General features: G+C 40.3%; 17 protein-coding genes and 4 pseudogenes. 8 read left to right on the forward strand and 13 right to left on the reverse strand.

Annotation, left to right across the window (positions count from 1 at the left end; translation table 11 throughout):
• Nucleotides 1-5 precede the first annotated feature (5 nt).
• Nucleotides 6-452 (forward strand): DUF1836 domain-containing protein, encoded by a 447-nt coding sequence (locus MP387_RS06090; RefSeq protein ID WP_242745784.1) that lies wholly within the window; start codon nt 6-8, stop codon nt 450-452.
• On the forward strand, nt 449-1,096 hold the full coding sequence (gene trhA, locus MP387_RS06095) for a PAQR family membrane homeostasis protein TrhA (RefSeq protein WP_125413553.1): 648 nt from the start codon (nt 449-451) through the stop codon (nt 1,094-1,096). The genes MP387_RS06090 and trhA overlap by 4 nt, the downstream gene beginning before the upstream one ends.
• 19 nt (nt 1,097-1,115) lie before the next feature.
• On the opposite strand, the gene pdxT is transcribed toward trhA, so the two are convergent.
• The 3 genes from pdxT to nox form a co-directional block, all read right to left on the reverse strand.
• Nucleotides 1,116-1,697, reverse strand: coding sequence for a pyridoxal 5'-phosphate synthase glutaminase subunit PdxT (gene pdxT / locus MP387_RS06100; protein ID WP_242745785.1), 582 nt, complete (start codon nt 1,695-1,697; stop codon nt 1,116-1,118).
• Entirely contained in the window at nt 1,698-2,573 is an 876-nt protein-coding gene (pdxS, locus tag MP387_RS06105) for a pyridoxal 5'-phosphate synthase lyase subunit PdxS (RefSeq protein ID WP_215804518.1), read from the reverse strand. It lies immediately after the preceding gene.
• A 153-nt stretch (nt 2,574-2,726) separates the two neighbouring features.
• A complete protein-coding gene (gene nox / locus MP387_RS06110) occupies nt 2,727-4,106 on the reverse strand; it encodes a H2O-forming NADH oxidase (RefSeq protein ID WP_084849405.1) in 1,380 nt (459 codons plus the stop codon).
• A gap of 307 nt (nt 4,107-4,413) precedes the next feature.
• Between nox and MP387_RS06115 the strand changes: the two genes are divergently transcribed.
• The 4 genes and pseudogenes from MP387_RS06115 (at nt 4,414) to MP387_RS06130 (ending at nt 8,894) form a co-directional block, all read left to right on the forward strand.
• On the forward strand, nt 4,414-5,343 hold the full coding sequence (locus tag MP387_RS06115) for an FAD:protein FMN transferase (protein WP_061852974.1): 930 nt from the start codon (nt 4,414-4,416) through the stop codon (nt 5,341-5,343).
• 18 nt (nt 5,344-5,361) lie between these two features.
• Nucleotides 5,362-5,967 carry an NADPH-dependent FMN reductase gene (locus MP387_RS06120; protein WP_000915935.1) on the forward strand — a complete coding sequence of 202 codons (606 nt, stop codon included), beginning with the start codon at nt 5,362-5,364 and terminating at the stop codon, nt 5,965-5,967.
• A gap of 17 nt (nt 5,968-5,984) precedes the next feature.
• Nucleotides 5,985-7,229 (forward strand): NAD(P)H-dependent oxidoreductase, encoded by a 1,245-nt coding sequence (locus MP387_RS06125; protein WP_000673672.1) that lies wholly within the window; start codon nt 5,985-5,987, stop codon nt 7,227-7,229.
• A 125-nt stretch (nt 7,230-7,354) separates the two neighbouring features.
• Nucleotides 7,355-8,894: pseudogene (locus tag MP387_RS06130) on the forward strand (IS1182 family transposase).
• Here MP387_RS06130 and MP387_RS06135 read toward each other — a convergent pair.
• Nucleotides 8,846-9,031: pseudogene (locus MP387_RS06135) on the reverse strand (AI-2E family transporter); the annotation flags it as partial. The pseudogenes MP387_RS06130 and MP387_RS06135 overlap by 49 nt on opposite strands.
• A 140-nt stretch (nt 9,032-9,171) precedes the next feature.
• Between MP387_RS06135 and MP387_RS06140 the strand changes: the two are divergent.
• Nucleotides 9,172-9,966, forward strand: coding sequence for an ABC transporter ATP-binding protein (locus MP387_RS06140; protein WP_084849407.1), 795 nt, complete (start codon nt 9,172-9,174; stop codon nt 9,964-9,966).
• Nucleotides 9,967-10,016: 50 nt separating this feature from the next.
• A pseudogene (locus MP387_RS06145) lies at nt 10,017-10,220 on the forward strand (beta-carotene 15,15'-monooxygenase); the annotation flags it as partial.
• Between the two features lie 290 nt (nt 10,221-10,510).
• Here the strand turns inward: MP387_RS06145 and MP387_RS06150 are convergent.
• From MP387_RS06150 to MP387_RS06190, 9 genes and pseudogenes are all read right to left on the reverse strand, one after another.
• The gene (locus MP387_RS06150; protein ID WP_242745787.1) at nt 10,511-11,287 is read right to left on the reverse strand and encodes an ABC transporter permease; all 777 of its coding nucleotides are present in this window, start codon (nt 11,285-11,287) and stop codon (nt 10,511-10,513) included.
• The gene (locus tag MP387_RS06155; RefSeq protein WP_242745788.1) at nt 11,274-12,227 is read right to left on the reverse strand and encodes an ABC transporter ATP-binding protein; all 954 of its coding nucleotides are present in this window, start codon (nt 12,225-12,227) and stop codon (nt 11,274-11,276) included. The genes MP387_RS06150 and MP387_RS06155 overlap by 14 nt, the downstream gene beginning before the upstream one ends.
• On the reverse strand, nt 12,227-12,823 hold the full coding sequence (locus tag MP387_RS06160; RefSeq protein WP_423218895.1) for a TetR/AcrR family transcriptional regulator: 597 nt from the start codon (nt 12,821-12,823) through the stop codon (nt 12,227-12,229). Before MP387_RS06160 ends, MP387_RS06155 begins: the two co-directional genes overlap by 1 nt.
• Nucleotides 12,824-13,062: 239 nt before the next feature.
• Nucleotides 13,063-13,173, reverse strand: a pseudogene (locus MP387_RS06165) (SAM-dependent methyltransferase); the annotation flags it as partial.
• A gap of 282 nt (nt 13,174-13,455) precedes the next feature.
• The gene (locus tag MP387_RS06170) at nt 13,456-13,713 is read right to left on the reverse strand and encodes a DUF896 family protein (RefSeq protein WP_000371291.1); all 258 of its coding nucleotides are present in this window, start codon (nt 13,711-13,713) and stop codon (nt 13,456-13,458) included.
• A gap of 41 nt (nt 13,714-13,754) precedes the next feature.
• Complete coding sequence (gene glyS, locus MP387_RS06175) at nt 13,755-15,791, reverse strand: glycine--tRNA ligase subunit beta (RefSeq protein WP_242745789.1); 2,037 nt, start codon at nt 15,789-15,791, stop codon at nt 13,755-13,757.
• Nucleotides 15,792-16,054: 263 nt separating this feature from the next.
• Nucleotides 16,055-16,972, reverse strand: coding sequence for a glycine--tRNA ligase subunit alpha (glyQ, locus tag MP387_RS06180; RefSeq protein WP_000038733.1), 918 nt, complete (start codon nt 16,970-16,972; stop codon nt 16,055-16,057).
• A gap of 208 nt (nt 16,973-17,180) precedes the next feature.
• The gene (locus tag MP387_RS06185) at nt 17,181-17,552 is read right to left on the reverse strand and encodes a GFA family protein (RefSeq protein ID WP_215804515.1); all 372 of its coding nucleotides are present in this window, start codon (nt 17,550-17,552) and stop codon (nt 17,181-17,183) included.
• A gap of 316 nt (nt 17,553-17,868) precedes the next feature.
• Complete coding sequence (locus MP387_RS06190) at nt 17,869-22,380, reverse strand: S8 family serine peptidase (protein ID WP_242745790.1); 4,512 nt, start codon at nt 22,378-22,380, stop codon at nt 17,869-17,871.
• Between the last annotated feature and the right edge of the window lie 252 nt (nt 22,381-22,632).

The raw sequence follows: 22,632 nt of genomic DNA on the forward strand, positions 1-22,632 counted from the left end.
TGGAAATGAATTCTAACTTTTCCTACCCAAAATGGGAAGACATTCCAAACATTGACCTCTATCTGGACCAAGTTTTACTTTATGTCAATCAAGTCTGTGCCCCTATCTCTCCAGATAAGGACAAGGGACTAACAGCATCCATGGTCAATAACTATGTCAAACATGGTTACCTGACAAAGCCAGACAAGAAAAAATACCAACGCAAACAGATTGCACGTTTGATTGCCATCACCACTCTCAAGTCTGTCTTTTCAATCCAAGAAATCGCTCAGACACTGAATACCCTACAAAGTCAAGCCAGTTCAGACCAGCTCTACGATGCTTTTGTGGACTACATGAACCATGGGATTGATCCAGATAATCCTATTATCCAAACCAGCTGTCAAACGGTTAAACTCTATCATCAAACTCTAGACTTAATCCTTGTCAAAGAAGAGGAGGAAATCCAATGAATACCAGTCTAAAACTCAGTAAAAAGCTCAGTTTTGGAGAGGAAATTGCTAATAGCGTGACCCATGCTGTGGGTGCCATTATCATGCTCATCCTACTCCCTATTTCATCCACCTATAGTTATGAAGCACACGGATTTTTATCATCTTTTGGCGTTTCTATCTTTGTTATCAGTCTCTTTCTCATGTTCCTCTCGTCAACCATTTACCACTCTATGGCCTATGGTTCGACCCACAAATACGTCTTGCGAATCATCGACCATTCTATGATTTATGTGGCTATCGCAGGCTCTTATACGCCGGTCGTATTGACTTTGATGAATAATTGGTTTGGCTATCTGATCATTGCCATTCAGTGGGGAACGACCATCTTTGGCATCCTTTATAAAATCTTTGCTAAAAAGGTCAATGAGAAATTCAGCCTTGCCCTTTACCTGATCATGGGCTGGTTGGTTCTGGCTATCATTCCTGCCATTATCAGTCAAACAACACCAATTTTCTGGAGTCTCATGGTAACTGGCGGACTCTGTTATACAGTTGGAGCTGGATTTTACGCTAAGAAAAAACCTTATTTCCACATGATTTGGCATCTTTTTATCCTAGCGGCATCTGCACTTCAGTACATCGCCATTGTTTATTACATGTAAAAAAGTTGAGAATTTTTTCTCAACTTTTTTCTTTACACATATTGATAAAATACTGGTGCAAGCCAACATCATCTGTTAACTCTGGATGAAAAGAAGTTACCAGCATATTTTTTTCTTGCGCAGCAACGATTTGATCATCAACTGCTGCTAGAATTTCTACACCCTCTCCAACTCTGCTGATAATCGGTCCACGGATAAAAGTCATGGGAATCTGACCGACTCCCTTACATTCTGCCTCTGTATAGAAGCTTCCTAGTTGACGCCCATAGGCGTTGCGCTCAACCACTATATCCATGATTCCAAGATGACTTTCTTCCTGAGAAGTGATTTCCTTAGCCAGCAAAATCAAGCCCGCACAGGTTCCAAAGACTGGTAATCCAGAGAGAATGGCTTCTCGGATGGGAAGCAGCATGTTCTGGTCGCACAAGAGCTTGCCCATGGTTGTAGACTCACCGCCAGGTAATATCAAACCCACCAAGTCACTCTGATGTTGTTGAAAATCATCCAAATTTCTGATTTCAACACTCTCGACTCCTAATTTATCTAGCACTTTTGCATGTTCTGCAAAGGCTCCCTGCAAGGCTAATATTCCGATTTTCATCTATTTTCCTCGCTCAGCCATGAGAATTTGGATTTCATTCTCATTGATACCAACCATGGCTTCACCTAGGTCTTCAGAGATTTGAGCCAGAATTTGAGGATTATGATAGTTGGTTACGGCCTTAACAATAGCACTTGCTCGTTTAACTGGGTCGCCTGACTTGAAAATACCTGAACCGACAAAGACGCCCTCTGCCCCCAATTGCATCATCAGCGCAGCATCTGCTGGTGTTGCAACACCTCCAGCTGCGAAGTTTACAACTGGCAATTTTCCATGTTCATGAACGTATTGGACCAATTCTACAGGGACTTGCAAGTCCTTGGCAGCCACATAAAGTTCATCTTCGCGAAGATTTTGAATACGGCGTATTTCTTGATTCATCATGCGCATATGGCGAACGGCTTGAACGATGTCACCTGTCCCCGGTTCTCCTTTTGTCCGAATCATGGAAGCTCCCTCAGCGATACGACGCAAGGCTTCACCCAAGTCCTTAGCTCCACAGACAAAAGGAACTTGGAATTCCTTCTTATCCACATGGAAACGGTCGTCTGCTGGAGACAGCACTTCACTCTCATCGATATAGTCAATCTCAATAGCCTCTAAAATCTGAGCTTCAACAAAATGCCCGATTCTAACCTTGGCCATCACTGGAATACTGACCGCTTCTTGGATTTCCTTAATCATCTTTGGATCACTCATACGGGAAACCCCACCAGCTGCACGAATATCAGCTGGAATCCGCTCCAAGGCCATAACAGCTGCCGCACCAGCTGCCTCTGCGATACGAGCCTGCTCAGGGTTCTGAACGTCCATGATAACCCCACCTTTGAGCATCTGTGCCAAGTTTTTATTTAGTTCATAACGATTTTCAGTCATTTCTTAATCCTCATCATTTGTATTGGTAGCTACCATTTCATTTTAAGCCAGATTAGAATGAAGTACAAGATAAAAAATCAATAATTGTATGGGTACAAATGGATTGAAAAAAACTATCTGACCTTAACTTAAGGCCAGATAGTTCATTCATTTCTATTTTTCAGCTGTAAGTGCAGCCATTGTAATGTAGTTGTATGGTTTGTTGAAATGTGGCAAGAAGAATAGGTCTGTCAAAGCCAATTTATCAATGGTTACATGCTCTTGGATAGCAAGTGAGAACATGTGGATTCCCATACTGATTGAAATATCATGTGAAACCATTTGTGCACCAAGGATTTCACGGCTGTCTTTGTCAAAGACAATCTTGATGGCAACTTCGTGATTGTCATGTTTGATAAATTCTGGTTTTTGAAGATCGTTAAAGCCAGTTTCAGTTGCATTATAGCCTGCAGCTTTGGCTTTTTCAAGAGTCAAACCAGTCGAAACCATGTGAAGACCGTAGATAGAGATACCGTTTGATCCTTGAACTCCGATTCCTTCCAATTCATGACCACAAGCGTTATAAGCACCAACGATACCAGTACGAACAGCATTAGATGCAAGAGCGATGTAACTTGTATCTTTACGAGCATTGTCATAAACAGTTGCACAGTCACCAACAGCGTATACACCTGGGATAGATGTTTCTTGTTTCTTATCTACAAGGAAGGCACCGTTACGGAAGAGTTCAATCTTTCCGTCAGCAAGAGCTGTGTTTGGACGGAAACCAACAGCAAGAACTACCATATCTACATCAAATGTTTCTTTGTCTGTTACCAAGCGTTCAACTTTTCCATCACCTTGGATGGCTTTAACTGTTTGACCAAGAGCCAAGCGGATGTTGTGGTCTTCCAAGTTCTTCGCCATCATTTGAGTAAAGTCTTTGTCATAGTAGCCGTTCAAGACAGTGTCTACAATATCTACAAGCACTACTTCTTTTCCAAGACGCTCGAAAGCTTCGGCAAGTTCTACACCGATGTAACCACCACCAACAACGGCAATGCGCTCAAGGTGCTTGCTCTTATCTTCAAGTTTTTCAATAACTTCTTCAGCATTTTGGTACAATTTAACAAATTGTACATTTTCAAGAGTTGCTTTGAATTCGCGGTTGCCCTTAACGATTTCAACACCTTCGATTGGAGGCAAGATTGGAGTTGAACCAGTTGCAAAGATCAATTTATCATAAGACTCTTTGTGCTCTTTTCCTTCAACTTCTGCAGTCACAACTTTGTTATCGTAGTCAATTGAAAGAACTGGTGAGTTCATGTAAACTTTAGCACCTTTTGCTTCCAATTTTTCTTTATCAGAGTAGAAGAGACCTTCTGGGCCATCAATTTGTTCCCCGATCCAAAGCGCCATTCCACAACCAAGGAATGAAATATTTGAGTTTTGGTCAAATACTACGATTTCGTTCTCATGTCCGAAGTTGTCCAACATGGTATTAATACAAGCTGTACCAGCGTGGTTAGCACCAACTACAACGATTTTACTCATAGAAAAATTCCTACCTTTAATTTTTGATTTACCTTTCTAGTATATCATTTACTGTTAGCGTTTACAAGGCATTTGCTCAGAATTCTCTTTTTTTCAGAAAAAAATACACTTAACATTGATAAATCTAATTTTTCTATCGCTTTCATATTAGTTTTGAGCATATTTCTTGACTTTTTGTCAAAATTCATTTGTGAAAACGCTGACTTTATGATATGCTAGATACATGGAAAGAAAATGTAAGGGGTTTAATTTTTCTTTAACGACCTTATATTGAATGATTTCCTATAAAGAGAAAGGAGCTGGTAGCTTGCCTCTTCATTCACGTTCTGAACGGCTAATGGGAACAACTATCACGATTTCATTAGTAGATGAACAGGCTGATTGCCTACTTCAAGGAGCCTTTGATTTGCTCAAGGAGCTCGAATACCGCTTCAACGCCAATAGTCAAGAATCCGAACTGATGGAAATCAACTACCAGGCTGGAATCGCACCTGTTAAGGTTCATCCTGACCTGTTTGAACTGATTGCTCTTGGACTGGAGCATAGCCTAGCTCCGTCTAGCCATCTAAATATCAGTATTGGTCCCTTGATTCAAACCTGGCGAATCGGATTTGCAGATGCACGGCTTCCAGAGTTAGACGAAATCGAAGCTGTCTTGCCACTAGTTGACCCGCATTTTATCAAGTTAGATCCGACTAGCTCTACTGTCTATTTAGAGAAGAAAGGAATGAAGCTTGATTTAGGTTGCTTAGCCAAGGGCTATAGTGCAGATAAGGTTGCCCAGTATTTAAAAGCACACGGTGTCACCTCTGCCCTGATCAATCTCGGAGGAAATATCCTCACCATCGGAAACAATCAAGCCAAAGAAGGGAAAGCCTGGCAGATTGGGATTCAAGATCCGAGAAATCCTCGTGGCAATCATCTCCTAACCATTCCTGCTTCTAACAAATCCGTTGTCACTTCAGGTATCTATGAACGCCACCTGACAGTAGATGGAAAAGACTATCACCATATCTTTGATAGTGAGACAGGATTTCCTGTCGAAACCGATCTTGCTAGCCTGACGATTATCTCTGATAAATCCGTTGATGGTGAGATATGGACAACACGCCTTTTCGGAGAACGAAGCGCTTCTATCCTCTGGCAAGTCGAAAGTATAGATGGGATTGAAGCCATCCTCATCGACAAAGAGGGACGCCTTGCATGTTCTTCAGGCCTTCAAAATTGTATTATGTAAAAAGAGAAAGGAAATCTCATGCTAAAACTTATTGCCATTGTTGGAACGAACTCTAAACGTTCTACAAACCGCCAATTGCTCCAATACATGCAAAAACACTTTGCGGATAAAGCTGAAATTGAACTCGTTGAAATCAAGGATATCCCTGTTTTCAACAAACCAGCAGATAAGCAACTTCCAGCTGAAATTCTTGAGATTGCAGCTAAAATTGAAGAGGCTGATGGTGTGATTATCGGTACTCCTGAGTACGACCACTCTATCCCTGCGGTTTTGATGAGCGCTCTTGCTTGGCTATCTTACGGTATCTACCCACTTTTGAACAAACCAATCATGATCACTGGTGCTTCCTATGGTACACTTGGTTCCTCTCGTGCCCAATTGCAGCTTCGTCAAATCTTGAACGCTCCTGAAATTAAGGCAAATGTTCTACCAGATGAATTCTTGCTTTCTCACTCTCTTCAAGCATTTAACCCAAGTGGCGACTTGGTTGACCTTGATGTCATCAAGAAATTGGATGCCATCTTTGATGACTTCCGTATCTTTGTGAAGATTACTGAGAAATTGCGCAATGCACAAGAATTACTTCGCAAAGATGCAGAAGAATTTGACTGGGAAAATTTGTAAGATAGGAGACCGAAAGAATGAAATTTGTTGGACTTGTTGGATCAAACTACGATCAATCATATAACCGCAAACTCTTGGAATTTATTCGTCGCAATTTCAAATTCAAATTTGAATTAGAAGTCCTTGAAATCGACGAAGTTCCAATGTTTAACCAAGACGAAAAATGGGACGAAAGCTTCCAATTGCGTTTCTTGTATAACAAGATTACACGTGCTGATGGTGTTATTATCGCTACTCCTGAGCACAACCACACTATCTCAGCTTCACTCAAATCTGTACTCGAATGGCTTTCATACGAAGTTCATCCATTTGAAAACAAGCCTGTTATGATTGTGGGTGCATCATACTATGACCAAGGAACATCACGTGCCCAAGTTCACCTTCGTAAAATCCTTGATGCTCCAGGTGTTAATGCCTACACGCTTCCAGGTAACGAATTCCTTCTTGGTAAAGCCAAAGAAGCTTTTGATAACAATGGAAACATCACCAACGAAGGAACTGTTAAATTCCTTGAAACTTGCTTAGATAACTTTGTAAAATACGTAGGAGTCGTTTCGAAATTGAAAAAACCAAAACCAATCGAACCAGAAGACTTGGATTGTGGAAAACCAATTGCTACAACCATTACAGAAGTTGATCCTGACGATCCAGAATGGGTAGAAAAAGTTGCAGCAATCACTGGAGCTGTTTCTGGTGATACCTATGTCAAATTGGACCACGGTATCTTGACAGTTAACCAAATTGATATGTTTTTGAAAGCTATGCCGTTTGAATTGACATACGCTGACGATAACAACCAATTCCTATACTACAACAACGCTCACCAAGATCCAGACACCATGTTTGCTAAACGTGTACCACCTCAATCAGGTAGCCGTATGTCGACTGTTCATGGTTCTCTCCCACCAGCACGTATGAAGAACGTAGAGTGGGTTATCGGAACACTTCGCAACGGAAACCAAGAATACGTTCGTACGATCGTTCCAGGTTCTCCTGCAGGTGTCATCAACACCCACAACTACCAAGCAATGTACTATCCTGATGGATCATACGCTGGTATCAATGAAATCGTCTTTAACTTCCAACCATGGCTTGACTGGTACCTAAAAGAGACTGGTCAACGTTTGGTGGGTGGTAGCGGACCATTTGCTCCTGCAGCTGGAGGTCATGGAGACGCCGATGCTACTTCTGGCGCTTCTGATTCAGGTGATGCTGGAGGCCACGGTGGTGACGCAGACGCTACATCTGGCGCAAGCAACTAAGAAACCAAAAGGAGCCATTTGCTCCTTTCAGATCGAATACAAAGTCCTTAGAAGACACTTTTCTAAGGGCTTTTCTTTTTGTAAAGTTGTATCATAGAGGTAAGAAAAGTTGTGAGGTGCTAACTATGTTTCACAAAGAAAAACCAGATTATCATCGCTGCCAATATGGCTTCTATACGATAGACGAATTGGTCCCAAGAGATCACTTTCTTCGCCAAGTGGAATCAGAGGTTGATTTTGACTTTATCTATGACTTAGTTGAAGATACCTATAGTCCAGATAATGGTCGTCCTAGTCTCGATCCCGTCATGTTAGTCAAAATTCCTTTGATTCAATGCTTTTATGGCATTCGCTCCATGCGCCAAACCATTAAAGACATTGAAGTAAACGTAGCCTATCGTTGGTTTCTTGGACTAAGCTTGGATGACAAGGTGCCTCATTTTACCACATATGGAAAGAATTACAGTCGTCGCTTTCAAGATAAAGAACTGATTACCGAGATATTTTTACAAGTACTCCATCAAGCTTTATTTGCTGGTTTAATGGATCCTTCGGAAATATTTGTGGATGGTACCCATATCAAAGCTGCAGCTAACAGTCACAAGTATCATAAGGAAATGGTTGCCCAACAAGCTAAATTTATGAGTGAGCAATTGGAAGTTGAGATTGATGTAGATAGGAGAAAACACGAAAAAAGTCCTTAAAGCCCGCAAAAGAAAGCGAGGCTAAGGAAAAGAAAATCTCAAGGACAGATCCTGAGAGTGGTTGGTTCCACAAGGGGGAACACAAGGAAGTATTTGCCTATTCTGCCCAAGTAGCGTGTGATAAGCATGGTTGGGCCTTGGCTTATAGTGTTGAAGCAGGAAATGTACACGACAGTCAGGCTTTCCCTGCCCTTTTTTCAAAGTTAGAAGCTTTCTCCCCACGCTACATTATTGCGGAATCAGGCTATAAGACCCCAGCTATTGCCCATTATTTATTACAGCGAAACATTATCCCTGTCTTCCCCTATACCCGCCCCAAGGGAGTAAGGGGGAACTTAAGACCCGGTGATTTTGTTTATGATGCCTTCTATGACTGTTACCTCTGTCCAGAGAACCAAGTATTAGCCTATCGCACGACGACCCGAGCAGGCTATCGTGAGTATAAGAGTGATCCAAAAGTATGTATCGCCTGTCCCCTATTATCCGTTTGTACGCAGAGCCAGAATCAGCAGAAAGTCATCACAAGACATGTATGGAAAGACGAACTTGAATATTGTGAAGAGATTCGACACCAAAGAGGGATGAAGGAGCTTTATAAGAAGCGCAAAGAAACAATTGAGCGACTCTTTGGGACTTGCCAAAGAATACCACAACCTTCGTTATACAAGAGAGAAAGGCAAGTCCAAGATGGAAGATAAGATTGGGCTTACTTTAGCGTGTTTGAATCTCAAAAAACTAGTAAAAATGAGGGTGGACAAGCCTTTTTATTTTGTTCAAATGACCATTATTCTATCAAAAGATGGAATTTTAGCCTGACAAACAGAAAAAGACAAACACCATTTGGAATGTTTGTCTTCAATCTAAGACGGAAGACCCTTCTTCCGTCTTATTTCTGGTATCAAGACTCTGGAATCAATCGATTCCAAGCTCTTCCTTCTTCTTCTGCTTGGTTTCCTTGTGATTATCATAGCGATCTACCAAGAACTTGGCGATTTCTTTGAGGATAAAATGAGTCGGGATTGCCACAATCATCCCCAGCATGCCATGGATATTGCTGGATAAGAGCAAGAGCACCCTGATGGTAATAGGATGGACCTCATCTAACACCAGATAAAGAAGATAATCATTAGCAAAAGGACCTACATCAGCTTACTTTTATAAAACATCTGCCTCCTCTTATCGGTTATTTTTTCCTAAATTTTGTTATAATAAAGGAGATTTAACGAAAGAGAGTAAAAATGGAAAAGATTATCAAACTAGAAAATGTAAGCTTGGCTAAACAAGGCCGAACCATCTTAAAGGATCTCAACTGGCAGGTGAAAAAGGGGGAGCATTGGGCCATTCTCGGTCTCAACGGTTCTGGAAAGACTACTCTCCTGCGCCTGCTTATGGCTGAACATTGGAAGACCAAGGGCAAGGTGACGGTTCTGGGTACGGAATTTGGCGCTGGCGATATTCCTCAGCTGCGAACTAAGATTGGAGTAGTTGGCTCCTTCATTGCTGAACGCCTGCCTAGCCATCTCATTGCCGAAGAAATCGTCCTGACAGGTAAGTATAAAAGCAGTATTCTCTATGCTCCTTACGGGCAAGCAGAGCTGGATCAAGCTAGGGAAATGCTGGTCTCCCTTGGCGGACAAGATTTGATTGGCCGGAGCTACATCAGTCTCTCTCAAGGGGAAAAGCAGCTCTTGCTGATTGCGCGCAGTCTCATGGAAAAGCCAGAACTGCTTATCTTAGATGAAGCGACCAGCGGTCTGGATCTCTTTGCTCGCGAGCGCCTGCTGGATCAGATTGGTAAGATTACACAGATGGAGAACGCTCCAACTATCCTCTATGTCACCCACCATGTTGAGGAAATCACTGCTGCTATGGATCATGTCCTACTCCTAAAAGAAGCTGAAATTATTGCCCAAGGTCCTAAAGGAGACATACTTCAAAAAGAGGTCATGGATCGCTTCTATCCTCAGCCAGTCGAGCTGATTGAGCTGGGAGAAGACCGTTATTTCATCAAGATGGAGAACAGGTCCTCATGAAGCAATTTTCTAACACTATCTTCAACCTGGGCTAGTTTCTAATTCTGACCATGACTGCGATTGTCTTGCCTTTCCTATCTGGACAGAGTCTGCTATCCCACACTTACATCCCTTTGAGGATTGCTGAAGGGGTCCAATTCGTCAGTAATCCTTGGTATTTCTATCCTATCCTCCCGCTCTTTCTCCTCAGCCTCTTTTTAATCCGGCCCCTGCTAGAAAAAGTTCAGACCAAGCATCTTTTTTGGATTTTGTCCTTCACTTGACTGATGCCCGTAACGAGATTTTACCTTGTTCTAAAACTACCATCTGAGAACGGTTTAACACTTAACTTATCAAAGACAAGGTCATTTTTTCCCAATCGCCTATATATTTAGAAACTATCTTTTCATTTAGGCCAACGGGACTTATATGATACCCTCTCGTCCAAAACTTTCGATTGTCATAATGTACCCCCTCTTTTTTTTCAATCTGAACAGGAGGGGGTGTTTTGAATGGAAATGAATAAGACTTAGTTTTGTGTTATTAGCATTTTCATCACTTCATTTTAATCGTAATCAGCATACCTCCACCAAGCTATTGTTGCGATAAGACCTAGAATACTTACCCCAAATAAACTGACAATGCTTCCAAAATTCAATAGTGCTTTTCCTGCAATACCACTTGCGAGTGCAGGAATCGCCCATGGGATGTATTTCCCAAAGTTAAGAGCAGAACCAAGTTGAGAAAAAATAATTGTAAAAATGATAAATGCCAATGGAGACAAATATCCCCGGCCTAAACAAGCAAAAAAAGCCACTGGAGTAGAGAGTACAATCGTAAGAGTGGTACAAAAAACAAAAGTAAGTATACCTTTGAAAATCACCATTAAGCTCCCACCCTCAAGTCCAATCAGATTGCCAGCTAATAATCCTAATAAAAGAGCAAAAATTGATAGAATATAGCTCCATAGAGCGATAACGATAAACTTGGATAATACGATTGTATCTCTTCTTATCGGGAGTGCTAATAAGTCTATCATCGTTTTATCAGAATATTCTCTACCAAAAATCCAAGATGCTGTAAATCCAAAAATGAGCAATCCCCCAACAGAAATGACTTGTGATACGGTCATTAAGTACGACGACCAGTCTGTTATCCTCATCATTTCCATTTTTGCAGAAATCAATCCAAGATTTTTGAAATTCTCTGGATATTTCATCATAGTTGCAAACAACCCAACAATAAAAGGAACTAAACAGATAGAACAAGCAGTTACGATGGAAAGCTTTGATTTTATTAACTTTTTCCATTCAATTAAAATACAGGAACTAAGCTTTTTCATTCGAAACACCTCCATTATGGTCATTCAGTATTCTTAAGAAATAATGCTCTAAATCTTCTTTCTCAACAGTCAGTGATTTAGGTGGATAACCTGCATTAACTAGCAATGTAGCAATTTTTTCCGGATATTCCACAGCTTTTGTATCAGTTAATTCTAAGAAATCGATATTATTTTCTGTGTCTGATTGAATGTTTACATGATAGCCCTGGTTAGATAATACTTCTTTCATAGCCTTATTATTAGAGCCTCTTACTAGTAACTTCTTTTCTAAGTACTGCTCTAATTCATTGCTTTCAACTTCTCTTATAAGTCTGCCCTCATGTACAATAACTATCCTAGTAGCAATTTTAGATATTTCTTCCAGATTATGACTTGAAATAAGAACAGTTGTGCCTAGATTATTCGCCAATTCCTTTAATAGTTCTCTCACTTCAATAACTCCAAAAGGATCTAATCCATTTGTTGGCTCATCAAGAATTAGAATTTTAGGTTTATGAATAATCGCTTTTGCAATTCCTAAACGCGCAACATTTCCTAAAGAAAGATGCTTCTCCTGTTTATGTTCATATTTCTTTAGTTTTAATTTCTCAATTACCCAGTCAATATTATCTTTATTAACCCCTCTTAATTTACTAACTATTTCTAAATTTTCTCTCACAGTTAAGTCTGGATAAGAATAAGGCGTCTCAATAATATAACCTATTTCGTTTCGAAGTTCTAAATTACTTAGATCTAACTTTCTTCCTTGGATATAACATTCTCCTGATGTAGATTTTATCAATCCTAGCATCATTCTCATCGTCGTTGTTTTCCCTGCACCATTTAGTCCTAAAAAACCTACTATTTCACCAGGTTTTATTGAAAGATTCAAGTTGTCGACAACATTTTTTGTTCCATATCTTTTAGAAAGCTTTGCGGTTCTAATTGCTTCTTTCACCATTACCTGTCCTCCTTAGTAATTTGTTCCACAACTCCTTGTATGACTAACTTCAATGTAGTATCAAATTGTTTTTCGCCGATTTCCTCGATGTGTAATATAGTCATAGCAATCGTTCTAAATAAAGCAGAGACGATTTCTACCGATACATTTTCTTTAATGTTGATTCGAGACACAATTTTTTTAACCATCCTATCGTCTATCAGATGATGATTTGTTATCGCCTCTTTCGGCAATTTTCTTATGAGTAATTCCATTTCATTATTTTTAAATATGGTATACATAAATGAGTATCGAAAATCTTGATAAAAATCATAAAGTAACTGTACCAGACGATTTGTATCTATCTTGGCTTCCATATCTAATTGTTCTGTCAAGCGATTCATAACATCTATTTGATATTCTTCTAAGACCGCAAAAAATAACATTTCTTTTGAGGAATAAAAATTATAAAAAGAACCTTTGGAAATATCTACCATTGCCGCCATCTGATCAACTGTGGTTTTCTTAACCCCATATCTTTGAAGGCATTCCTTTGCAACTTTATGTAATTTCTTTCTAATTACTTCTTTTTCTTCAGTAGTAAAAGCAGTAGCCATAACTTCCTCCTAAAAACTCTGTGACGTTTTTTGATTTTACAGTCATAGAATATCATATAAATTGAAAAATGTCAAAAGTCTTATATCTTCTATGTAAGAAAATATAAGATTTTAAATTTACACACACCTCAATTCTCTTCATTTAGACCTAATTATTCGATTTTCACGATTTAAAAAATAAGGATACAGTACTGAAAGCTCCTATTATCTGGCTTTTCTCTCTGTAACCTTATTGTATCTCAAGTTCCTTCTCTCAATTTCTCAATCGTGACCAAGAAAGATGGATTGTTAATCTGATTGATGGTCTTGTAGAGGGCAACAGTGAAGTCCCGCTGAGGCAGGTAACTAAGATTAGCTGAGCATTGTTCAAGCAAGCTTCTGCCAAACCGCTGGCGGTTTACTACTTCATTTAAAACAAAGAGTCTGAGACAAAAAGATTTTGATTTTAGGAATTCCTTATTATAAATTTTTAAAATCGATAGATTAGAGCAAAAAAGCGAACAAGACAGAATTCTGAGTGTCAGATAACTCGTTTTGTTCGCTTTTTATATTGAAGATTAGACTTTTGTCCCAGACTCTTTTTTATTACAACAGAAAAGGGGCTAGTAAATCATCTACAACCCCCTTTCATTTTATGAGTTAGGATCATCTAAACTACGACCATGCAAACCTTTTTCACGTTGTACTTGGCGTAGTTTTTCTGGTGTGACATCATTTCCTTCCTCGTCCACAATTTTAATTCCTTCAATGTGGTGACGAACAGAACGACGATAACCTTCGATATACTCCTCACGAAGTTTAGCTTGTTCCACTTTTTCAGCAGAAGTTAAGCCTTCTGTTTTTTTCTTTTTGGCAAGCTCGTTGATACGAGCGATTTTTTTCGGATCCATTTCTTCTCCTTTGTGATAAGATACAGTCCGTTTGACTGAGTTTATTTAGTATTAATTTGGTTGAAACGTGCAAGTTTAGCTGCTTTTTTGGTTAATTGCGACAAGATAGCCAAGCGATTTTGTCGGACAGTCTGATCTTCAGCCATCACCATGGTATTTTCAAAGAAAGCATCAATAACTGGGCTAAGCGCAAAGAGTTGTTCTAATTGCTGACTTGCAGTTCCTGACAAGACGAGTGATTCTACGGCTTCTGCCAAGGCTTTCTCTTCTTCATTCTCAAAGAGAGCAGGATCAACAGTATCAGTTCCTTCGGCTTTTTCAGCCAAGTTAAAGGCACGTGAGAGGGATTCGACAGACGATTTGAAATCTTCTTTCTTGCTTGCTTCGACAAGAGCACTTGCTGCTTCTAACATATCTGCCACAACAAAGTTTGAACTTGCAAGGACTGCTTCCTTAATGTCTTTTGGAGTAGAACCCATCATCTTATCAACACGAGCCTTGATAAAGTCCATAACCTCTGCTTTATTTTCATAAGTCAAGCTGTCGAATTTCAAAGCATAAAGGCTATCAATCAACTCATCCATAGCAATGTGCCAACCAAAAGCATCCAAGATACGAACCACACCTTGGGTCGCACGACGAAGGGCATAAGGGTCGTTAGAACCTGATGGAATCAAGCCTACTGAGAAGAAACTCAAAATCGTATCCAATTTGTCTGCAATGGCTAGAATGGCTCCAACCTTGCTCTCTGGAAGTTCTCCTTCAGCAGCTGTCGGCATGTAGTGTTCACGAATAGCAGCTGCCACCGCTGGAGTTTCACCAGCAAGAAGGGCATATTTTTCACCCATAATACCTTGGAGCTCATCAAACTCACCAACCATACCCGTCAACAAGTCAAACTTGTAAATAGCTGCTGCACGAGCTAGGTCAACTGTTTCATCCACTGACAAACCAGCTTTTTCTGCCAAGAGAATGGCAATCTGCCCCGTACGAATCATGTGTTCACGAAGAGAACCAATCTTTTCGTGGAAGGTCACATGGTTCAATTTTTCGACTAGGTCAGAAATGACCAATTTTTGGTCTTCACGCCAGAAGAATTCACCGTCTTCCAAACGAGCTACCAAAACTTTTTCATTTCCTTTGATGACATTTTCCAAATGCTCTGCGTTTCCGTTACGAACAGAAATAAAGTTTGGTAAGAGTTTTCCATCTTGATCTCGGACAACGAAGTAGCGTTGGTGTTCCTTCATCGAAGTCACCAAAACTTCTTCTGGAACTTCAAGGTATTTGGCATCAAAACTTCCCATAAAGGCAGTTGGGTATTCAACCAAGTTCAAGACTTCATTGAGCAAATCAGCATCAATTTCGATACGTACACCATGCTCAGCTTCGATTGCTTTTATTTGGTCAACAATCATTTGCTCACGTTCACGAGGATCCGCGATTACAAACTGCTTACGAAGATCTTCTTCGTAGCTCAATGCTGACTGAATCTTGGTTTCTTGTCCCAAGAAACGATGACCGCGACTCACACGATCGCCCTTGATATCAAGGAAATCCAGATCAAATTCTTGCTCGTCCAAGAGAACTGTCAAAGTGTGTACAGGGCGGATATATTCAAAAGTGTTGTTAGCCCAGTGCATGCTGACAGGGAAAGTTAGTGACTTCAAGACGTCTACTACACCTGGAACAATGGCTTCAACTGGTTGCCCCACTTCTTCCTTGGTAACATAGACATATTCTTCACCTTTGATTTCACGGAATTCAATATCTTCAACTGTCAACCCTTTTCCACGGACAAATCCTTGAGCTGCTTTGGTGAAGTTTCCATCACTATCCAAGGCGATTTTCTTTGCTGGACCCTTGAAATCTTCTGTCAAATCAGACTGTTTGTCTGCAAGACCAGTCACACGAACAGCCAAACGGCGTGGTGTTGAGAAGGTTTGAATGGCTTCAAAGGAAAGACGATTTTCTTTGAGGAAGGCTGCCATTTTTTCACCTAGTTGTTTTTCGCTTGGAGTTACTACGTAGGCTGGTAACTCTTCAAGACCGAGTTCTACTAATAAGTTTTTTGTCATGTTTTTTCCTTTACATCTTCTTCAATCTTTTCTTTTGATATGCAACTTAGGTACTGGGGACGTCGCTAACTAACTTTTGTGAGTCTGTAAGGAAATCTTATACCAAATAAACTAAGATTTCCAACAGTCTCATCAAAGTGGATTTAGCTGACTGATTTTTGAACCCAAGGTTTCAAAAATCCCCACATAACAGTACGGCGGTGCATATCCCTCTAGCAAGTCTTCGACTTGTCTTTAACGATTTTAGAGCACAGTATTACTTACTATTCTGCGTCTTCTGCTAGGAGTTTAGCTCGTGTTGCTTCATCCAAAAGTGGGTAGCCTAGGCGTTTGCGTTCTGCAACAAAGGTTTTGGCTACTACACGGGCCAAGTTACGGATACGGGCGATATAGCCTGCACGCTCCGTTACGGAAACGGCACCACGCGCATCAAGCAGATTAAAGGTGTGTGAACATTTAAGAACATAGTCATAGGCAGGGTGAACCAAGCCTTCTTCTAATGCACGACCAGCTTCCTTTTCAAACTTATCAAAGTTTTCCAGCAACATTTCTTGGTCCGAAATTTCAAATGAATATTTTGAATGCTCATACTCAGGCTGGATAAAGATTTCTCCGTATTTTACGCCATCAGCCCACTCGATATCATAGACAGAGTCAACTTCTTGAATGTAAGAAGCCAAACGTTCCAAACCATAGGTAACTTCCGCAGTCACAGGTCCAGTTGCCAATCCACCAACTTGTTGGAAATAAGTGAACTGAGTGATTTCCATCCCATCAAGCCAAACTTCCCAACCAAGACCAGCTGAACCAGTCGATGGATTTTCCCAGTTATCTTCAACGAAGCGGATATCGTGTTCCAATGGATTGATACCCAATTTTTCCAAAGACTCAAGGTAAAGTTCCTGGATATTTGATGGAGATGGCTTCATAACCACTTGGAATTGGTGGTGTTGGTAGAGACGGTTAGGATTTTCCCCGTAACGACCGTCAGCAGGACGACGTGATGGCTCTACATAAGCCGCATTCCATGGCTCAGGTCCGATAGCACGAAGGAAAGTGTAAGGACTCATTGTCCCCGCACCTTTTTCATTATCATAAGCCTGCATGAGCATACAACCTTGGTCATTCCAAAATTGTTGTAAAGTAAGGATGATTTCCTGGAAAGTCAATTTTTTAGACATTATTTACTCCTTTTTCTATAAAATACTTGCGACACGAGTCTGCCTCGTCGATTATACGAGGCAAGACAAGTTAGTACTGCGTCTAGCTCAGCACTCTAGTGCTGAGCGTGGGGCAATCCGACTGTAAGGAGGTCTCTGCCACTGACGCAGTGAAATGTTAATTTCTTAGACATTGTTTACTCCTTTAATTTATATTATCTTTTTAGCTTTATTCATCAAGCAACCAAGAAAAAGCTGGGTTCTGAAAAATATGACGTTTGGGAACAGTTTGTAAATTCTGATCGCATTCATCTATTGTACCTAATTTTAAAGCACAGACTTCTGGTATATTTTCTTGAGCAGTGAAAATTTGACTATGACAGTTCTGACAGTAATAGCGTTGTTTTCCTGGAGATGAACTATAGGTAACCAACTGTTCTTTTCCATGCAACACTAGATTTTTACTGCTAACTTTGGCATTCACTGTATAGGCAGACGCAGTTGCTTTCCGACAGAATGAGCAGTGGCAAAAAACTAATTCCGACAATTCCTCATCTAAAGTGTAGGTCACTGCTTTGCATAAACAAGATCCTTTAAGCATTATGCTCCTTTCTACTTAGGCATTAGAGGAAATTCAAAAAGAACCGAATTTCAACACCCAAGCCTTGCGACTAGGGGCGTCTGAAACGCGGTTCCACCCTAATTTATTACTTCATTGTTTTTAAAAATACGACAGAAAGCGCCAGTTTCTTACCTTGTTCTACTTGGCTCCCACTACCCCAAGCTCGCTGAAGAACGCCATAAGACTTTCTTTCCTAGCTAGTATTATAGCAGATTTTCTAGCCAGTGTAAACCAAAAATGAGTCTGAAAACAAAGTTCCAGACTCATTTAATAATAAAGCTTCAGAAAGTCCTGTTTAAGGATGTCTTTTCGCTTTTGGTTTTTTGCCATGTAAATTTCTCTTGGCTTGTTTCAATGCTGTAATGGCATCTTTGACATCTTCTTGGCTCGCTCCTGGATCTTTAAGGAGTTCCTGTGCCTCTTTAAAAGTTAAAAGATAAGCTGCTTTTTCTTTCTTGTCAGCATAGATAAATCTCGCGTTTTTTTCTTGGAAAAGGCGTTCATCCTTGACCAGTTTCTTCAGACTAGAGAAGTCTGTAGCTTTGCCATTTAGTTTGCTTTTAGCTGTTGCCAGGGCAATGAGAGATTGGTCAATTTGATCCTGTTTGACTCTAGGATCCACAGCTAGTAAGGCGATTTCTTGGAAGGCACGATCATAAGCTCGACGTACTTTTTCTTTGGCATTAGCATATCGTCCAGTTTTAGTCGTTGCATAGTAAGCTTTCATAGCTTCTTTCAAGGCTGTAACGTTCGAATCTTTTCCATCCAAAGCTTTACCAGCAGCTTCAAGACTAGCGAGAACTCTATCAATCAATTCTTGCTTTAATTTGCTTGACAAGGCTGACTGTGCCACTTGGAAAGCTTGATCATAAGCTTTTCTCTTATCTGCACTACTATTAAAGTAACGAGACGTTTCTACCAGTTCTTTTTGTTGATTTACCGCAGCAATCAAGGCCAACTTAGACACAACAGATAGACGCAAAGCATTATTTCGACCTGGCTGAACGAGCAAGGAAACGAGATCTTCAAGGAGTTCATATCCAGTTGGCAAGGTGACTTGTACAGTATAACGACCTGTAGCAACTTTCTTACCAAAGGCGTATTGACCGTATTTTTCAGCAGGAAGAGTGATCCTTGTCCCATCTTCTCCTTTCAGAATCACAGTAGTCGTCTTTGGAACTGCTTGATTGAAGGAAACAGACACTGGTGCATATTCTAGGAGATTTGCTAGGAAGGTAATGGTTTGGAAACTATTTTCTTCCGTCAAGTCAAACTCTTGGGATAAGGCACTGATAAACTTCAATTCTGTTCGGTCATAACTGAAAATTTCTGCTGTATAATGACCAAACTGTAAGAAATGAATCGCTTTTGTCTTGTCAACATCAACATATTGCCCCTCGCTATTTTTGATTCGATAGACATAGAGGGTATCAATATCTTGGTTTGTTTTCGCATCCTTCAAGGCAATTTTCACTCGACCACTATTTTGATCGCGTACAAGTTCAGCAAGTGAGATATAGTCTACATTTCCTGCATAGTCCTCTACAAGATAGTAAATATTAGCCTTGTCAACATCCTTTGGAAGTGTATAACTACCGTCAGCATTGACCTTAATCAGATGGGTGTTCTCAAGCGCACGAGTTCCAGACTGGTCTTTCTCAGATAGAACCATGGTCCCTTTCTGGTCAAATGGTGTGAGGTAGAAGACTTTTTCTGAAAGGATACCGCCTTGACCCACATCTTTTGGTTTACGAGCTACGAATTCTTGGTTTCCATCTTTAAAGCGAATATAACCACTTGTGATGACAGGTTTTTGAGTATCAATTTGAATTTTAAAGGTCGTGTATTGTTCTTTAGCTCCTGGAACGTCTGGTGTGTAACTAATAACATAGTCATATAAACCATCTGCAACGGTATTCCCATCAAAATCCTGACCTCTCCAAGCGGTATTATCTAGAATATAACTCTTCAGATTTCTACTGTCTCCATCAAAGTAATTTTTACGAAGATCCTTTGCATCGCCCTCCCAAATAGGATGTTCATGCTTGGTATCTGTAGCAGAATAAACTGTAGCCCGAAGATTTACAAGATTTCTCAAAGCAACCGTTTTGTATTCAACTAGGTCTTTGTTTCCATCATCATTTGGAGAAATGGCAATACGGACATTCCCTTTTTCGTCCAACTGAAGAACATGCTTACCTTCAGCATTTTGTTCAATCCCAAGAACAGTAATTCGGCGTCCTTGGCGTTGACCTTTAGACACTAGAAGGTCATTTTGCAAGGTAGCTAGATAGGTAGCATCATTAGAGTAGTTAACGGCAGGATTTTCCTTATCTACTTCCGTGTAAAATCCATTTTTCCCTTCTCGGACAAGATTGTAAATTGGTTTTTCGACAGCAGGGAGATTTTGGAATTCTCCTCGGAAGCCCATAAATGCAAGACTCACAACATCCCCATCATCTGCTGGATCTACAAATCGAACAAAACCTTCAAGGAAATAGCCATTTGGCATTTGTTTGCTGAGTTCAGCAGCAAATTTTCGAGCATCTACTTTAACAGTGACTGTTTGACTGCTGTGGGCTTTGACCGTCACTTCAGGCCAGACTGTCTCCGTTAGTTTTCGAGGTCGAAGGGTGAATTTTCCATCTTGGACTTCGTCTGTATTGGTATTCACCACCATCTTGAGAGTGCGGTCAGTATCTGAAATATTGTGTACAGTGACCTTGAAAGTAAATTGGTCTCCAACATTTCCTAAAGTCACACTCGGATAACCATTTTCACCCGTTACATAGAGGTCAGTTGACACTGCAGCAGCTGTGTCCACAATACCAGAACCTTGCTGACGAGGAGAGGTATAAGTGCCTGTGTCCTTATTAACATGTGGTTTTGCAGTTGACATGATCAAGGCCTTGACAGTCTCTGATACTTGCTCAGGAGTCAATTCTGGATGGTGTTTTTGAAGGTATTCCTTAACCAGAACTGCAACACCCGTAACGTGAGGAGCCGCCATACTGGTTCCGCTGATACTACCATAGGTATTGTCATTAAAGGATGAGTAGATATTGCCGCCAGGAGCTGTCACGTCCGGTTTCAATTGTCCATCGGTAGTCACTCCCCAACTCGAAAAGTCAGATAGCTGATTGGCTACATCAGAAGGACGATTATCCATCTTACCATTAAAAACAATCTTGTAGTTTCCTGATTTTAAGGCTTCACCATACTGTTTAGAAATAAATACAGAAGGAATTTTCTTTGCTTCATCATCAATAGACATATTTATGTTTGCACCTTCTACATTATTGTAGATTAAAGCACCAACTGCACCGTGTTTTCGTGCATTTTTGATCTTCTCTGAAAAGTTCATGGATCCACGCTGAATGAGGGCAAGTTTCCCAGTTAAATCCAACTTCGCAAAGTCTTCTTCACGACCTAACCCTGCTTCGACGTATTCATACTCTTTTCCTTTTTCAAAGTCCTTATCTGCTTCAGGTTGATTATAATCAAATTTTCCGTTATGAAGACCGGCATTTCCCTCTAGACCTTTGACTTCAAAAACCGCTGTCGTCAATGTTTTATTGTTAACAGAAGCAACTGAAATCGAATCCTCAACAGTGGATGGATTTCCAACCAAGCCATAGTCTGGGTTTTCAGCTAATGGTTTTGAATAACCATTTCCGAATGTATTGCTATTTCCTGCTGAGATAAGAACAGAAACTCCCTTGGCACGAGCCCGTTTGATGGCATCCACAATATCAGAACCAGCATCGACCATAGAACCAGTGCTAGATCCCAAACTCATATTAATAGCATCTGCTCCCAAGGCAACTGCATCATCAATCGCCTTTACATAAAGGGCAGAACTGGTCGTTTTTTGGCGATCTGAAAAGACACGCATAAACATGACTTGGGCTTCTGGCGCCACACCATAGACCTTTTCACCATTTGGTGCTTCTTTATCAGGGTTTCCAGCTGCAATCCCTGTTACGTGCATCCCATGAGAAGTTCTTTCTGCTTCTTTGATCTTATCTGTTCCGTCAAAGTAGTCATAGGCATAGACAACCTTATCACTATACCATTTACCGTAGTCGATTCCAGCAGCCTTTTTAGCTGCTTCAATGGCTTCCTTGTTTTTAAATTTTGCTTTTGACGGATCCGAAATTCGAAGTACCTCATGATTCAAATCAAGTCCAGAGTCAATAATGGCAACAACGGTCCCTGTTCCCTTGTAACCAGCCTTCCAAGTTTTCGGTACTGTGATGATATCATTACTTGAAAGACTATTGGGTTTTGCAGACTCAGCTTTTTCTTGTTCTTTTTCAGTAGTTGCTGTTTCTCTAGTAGTTTTAGGAGCTGTCGTTGCTTGAGCCTCTTTGTTCTCTATGTTAGAAGCCTTCTCAGTAGCAGGCGCTGGACTGGTAGCGACTGTTGTTTCTTTTTGAACGACACCTTGGTCTACTTCTTTTGCAACTGCGCTATCTTTTCCTGATTCTTGGGCTTCAGCAGTTTTATCAACCGAAGCTTCTACCTTAGCATCTTGTTTACTAGCATCCTCTTTAGAAGTTTCAGCTTCTTGTTTCTCTCCAACTACTGGAGCTATCACATTATTATTGGTTTGGTCAGTCGCAGAGTTTGAGTGTTTATCGTCTTTTAGCTCTGTCTTAATTTCCTGAGTTTGAGCTTGATTTTCACCTGTACTCTGCTCATTGGCACTGACTTGACTTGCTCCAAAAACCAAAGCAGTTCCCAATAAAACTGAAGCAAGACCAAATTTGTATTTCCGTAATGAAAAACGTTGTCGTCTATTCATACATAATCTCCTTTTTCTTTAAAGTATACCTATTATAGCGCAAATAGGTATAAATTTTTACAAAAATCTGAATTGTCACAAAAATGTAATATTTACGTATATATCTTACTTATTTAATTTTATCATTCGTGTTATTTTCTCCATCAAACCAATATTTTCTAAATTCGTTCCTATATTTCAATCCATGAAATTATTTCATTATACAAACAATCTAGATTTTTTATACACAAAAAGACTAGGATTTAAAATTCC

Origin of the sequence: Streptococcus oralis (assembly GCF_022749195.1) — a bacterium.
GTDB lineage: Bacteria > Bacillota > Bacilli > Lactobacillales > Streptococcaceae > Streptococcus > Streptococcus oralis_CI.

Excerpts from the sequence above, each read along its gene's own strand:
- MP387_RS06090 (WP_242745784.1), top strand. The coding sequence starts at position 6 with ATGAATTCTAACTTTTCCTACCCAAAATGGGAAGACATTCCAAACATT.
- trhA (WP_125413553.1), top strand. The coding sequence starts at position 449 with ATGAATACCAGTCTAAAACTCAGTAAAAAGCTCAGTTTTGGAGAGGAA.
- pdxT (WP_242745785.1), bottom strand. The coding sequence starts at position 1,697 with ATGAAAATCGGAATATTAGCCTTGCAGGGAGCCTTTGCAGAACATGCA.
- pdxS (WP_215804518.1), bottom strand. The coding sequence starts at position 2,573 with ATGACTGAAAATCGTTATGAACTAAATAAAAACTTGGCACAGATGCTC.
- nox (WP_084849405.1), bottom strand. The coding sequence starts at position 4,106 with ATGAGTAAAATCGTTGTAGTTGGTGCTAACCACGCTGGTACAGCTTGT.
- MP387_RS06120 (WP_000915935.1), top strand. The coding sequence starts at position 5,362 with ATGCTAAAACTTATTGCCATTGTTGGAACGAACTCTAAACGTTCTACA.
- MP387_RS06125 (WP_000673672.1), top strand. The coding sequence starts at position 5,985 with ATGAAATTTGTTGGACTTGTTGGATCAAACTACGATCAATCATATAAC.
- MP387_RS06140 (WP_084849407.1), top strand. The coding sequence starts at position 9,172 with ATGGAAAAGATTATCAAACTAGAAAATGTAAGCTTGGCTAAACAAGGC.
- MP387_RS06150 (WP_242745787.1), bottom strand. The coding sequence starts at position 11,287 with ATGAAAAAGCTTAGTTCCTGTATTTTAATTGAATGGAAAAAGTTAATA.
- MP387_RS06155 (WP_242745788.1), bottom strand. The coding sequence starts at position 12,227 with ATGGTGAAAGAAGCAATTAGAACCGCAAAGCTTTCTAAAAGATATGGA.
- MP387_RS06160 (WP_423218895.1), bottom strand. The coding sequence starts at position 12,823 with ATGGCTACTGCTTTTACTACTGAAGAAAAAGAAGTAATTAGAAAGAAA.
- MP387_RS06170 (WP_000371291.1), bottom strand. The coding sequence starts at position 13,713 with ATGGATCCGAAAAAAATCGCTCGTATCAACGAGCTTGCCAAAAAGAAA.
- glyS (WP_242745789.1), bottom strand. The coding sequence starts at position 15,791 with ATGACAAAAAACTTATTAGTAGAACTCGGTCTTGAAGAGTTACCAGCC.
- glyQ (WP_000038733.1), bottom strand. The coding sequence starts at position 16,972 with ATGTCTAAAAAATTGACTTTCCAGGAAATCATCCTTACTTTACAACAA.
- MP387_RS06185 (WP_215804515.1), bottom strand. The coding sequence starts at position 17,552 with ATGCTTAAAGGATCTTGTTTATGCAAAGCAGTGACCTACACTTTAGAT.
- MP387_RS06190 (WP_242745790.1), bottom strand. The coding sequence starts at position 22,380 with ATGAATAGACGACAACGTTTTTCATTACGGAAATACAAATTTGGTCTT.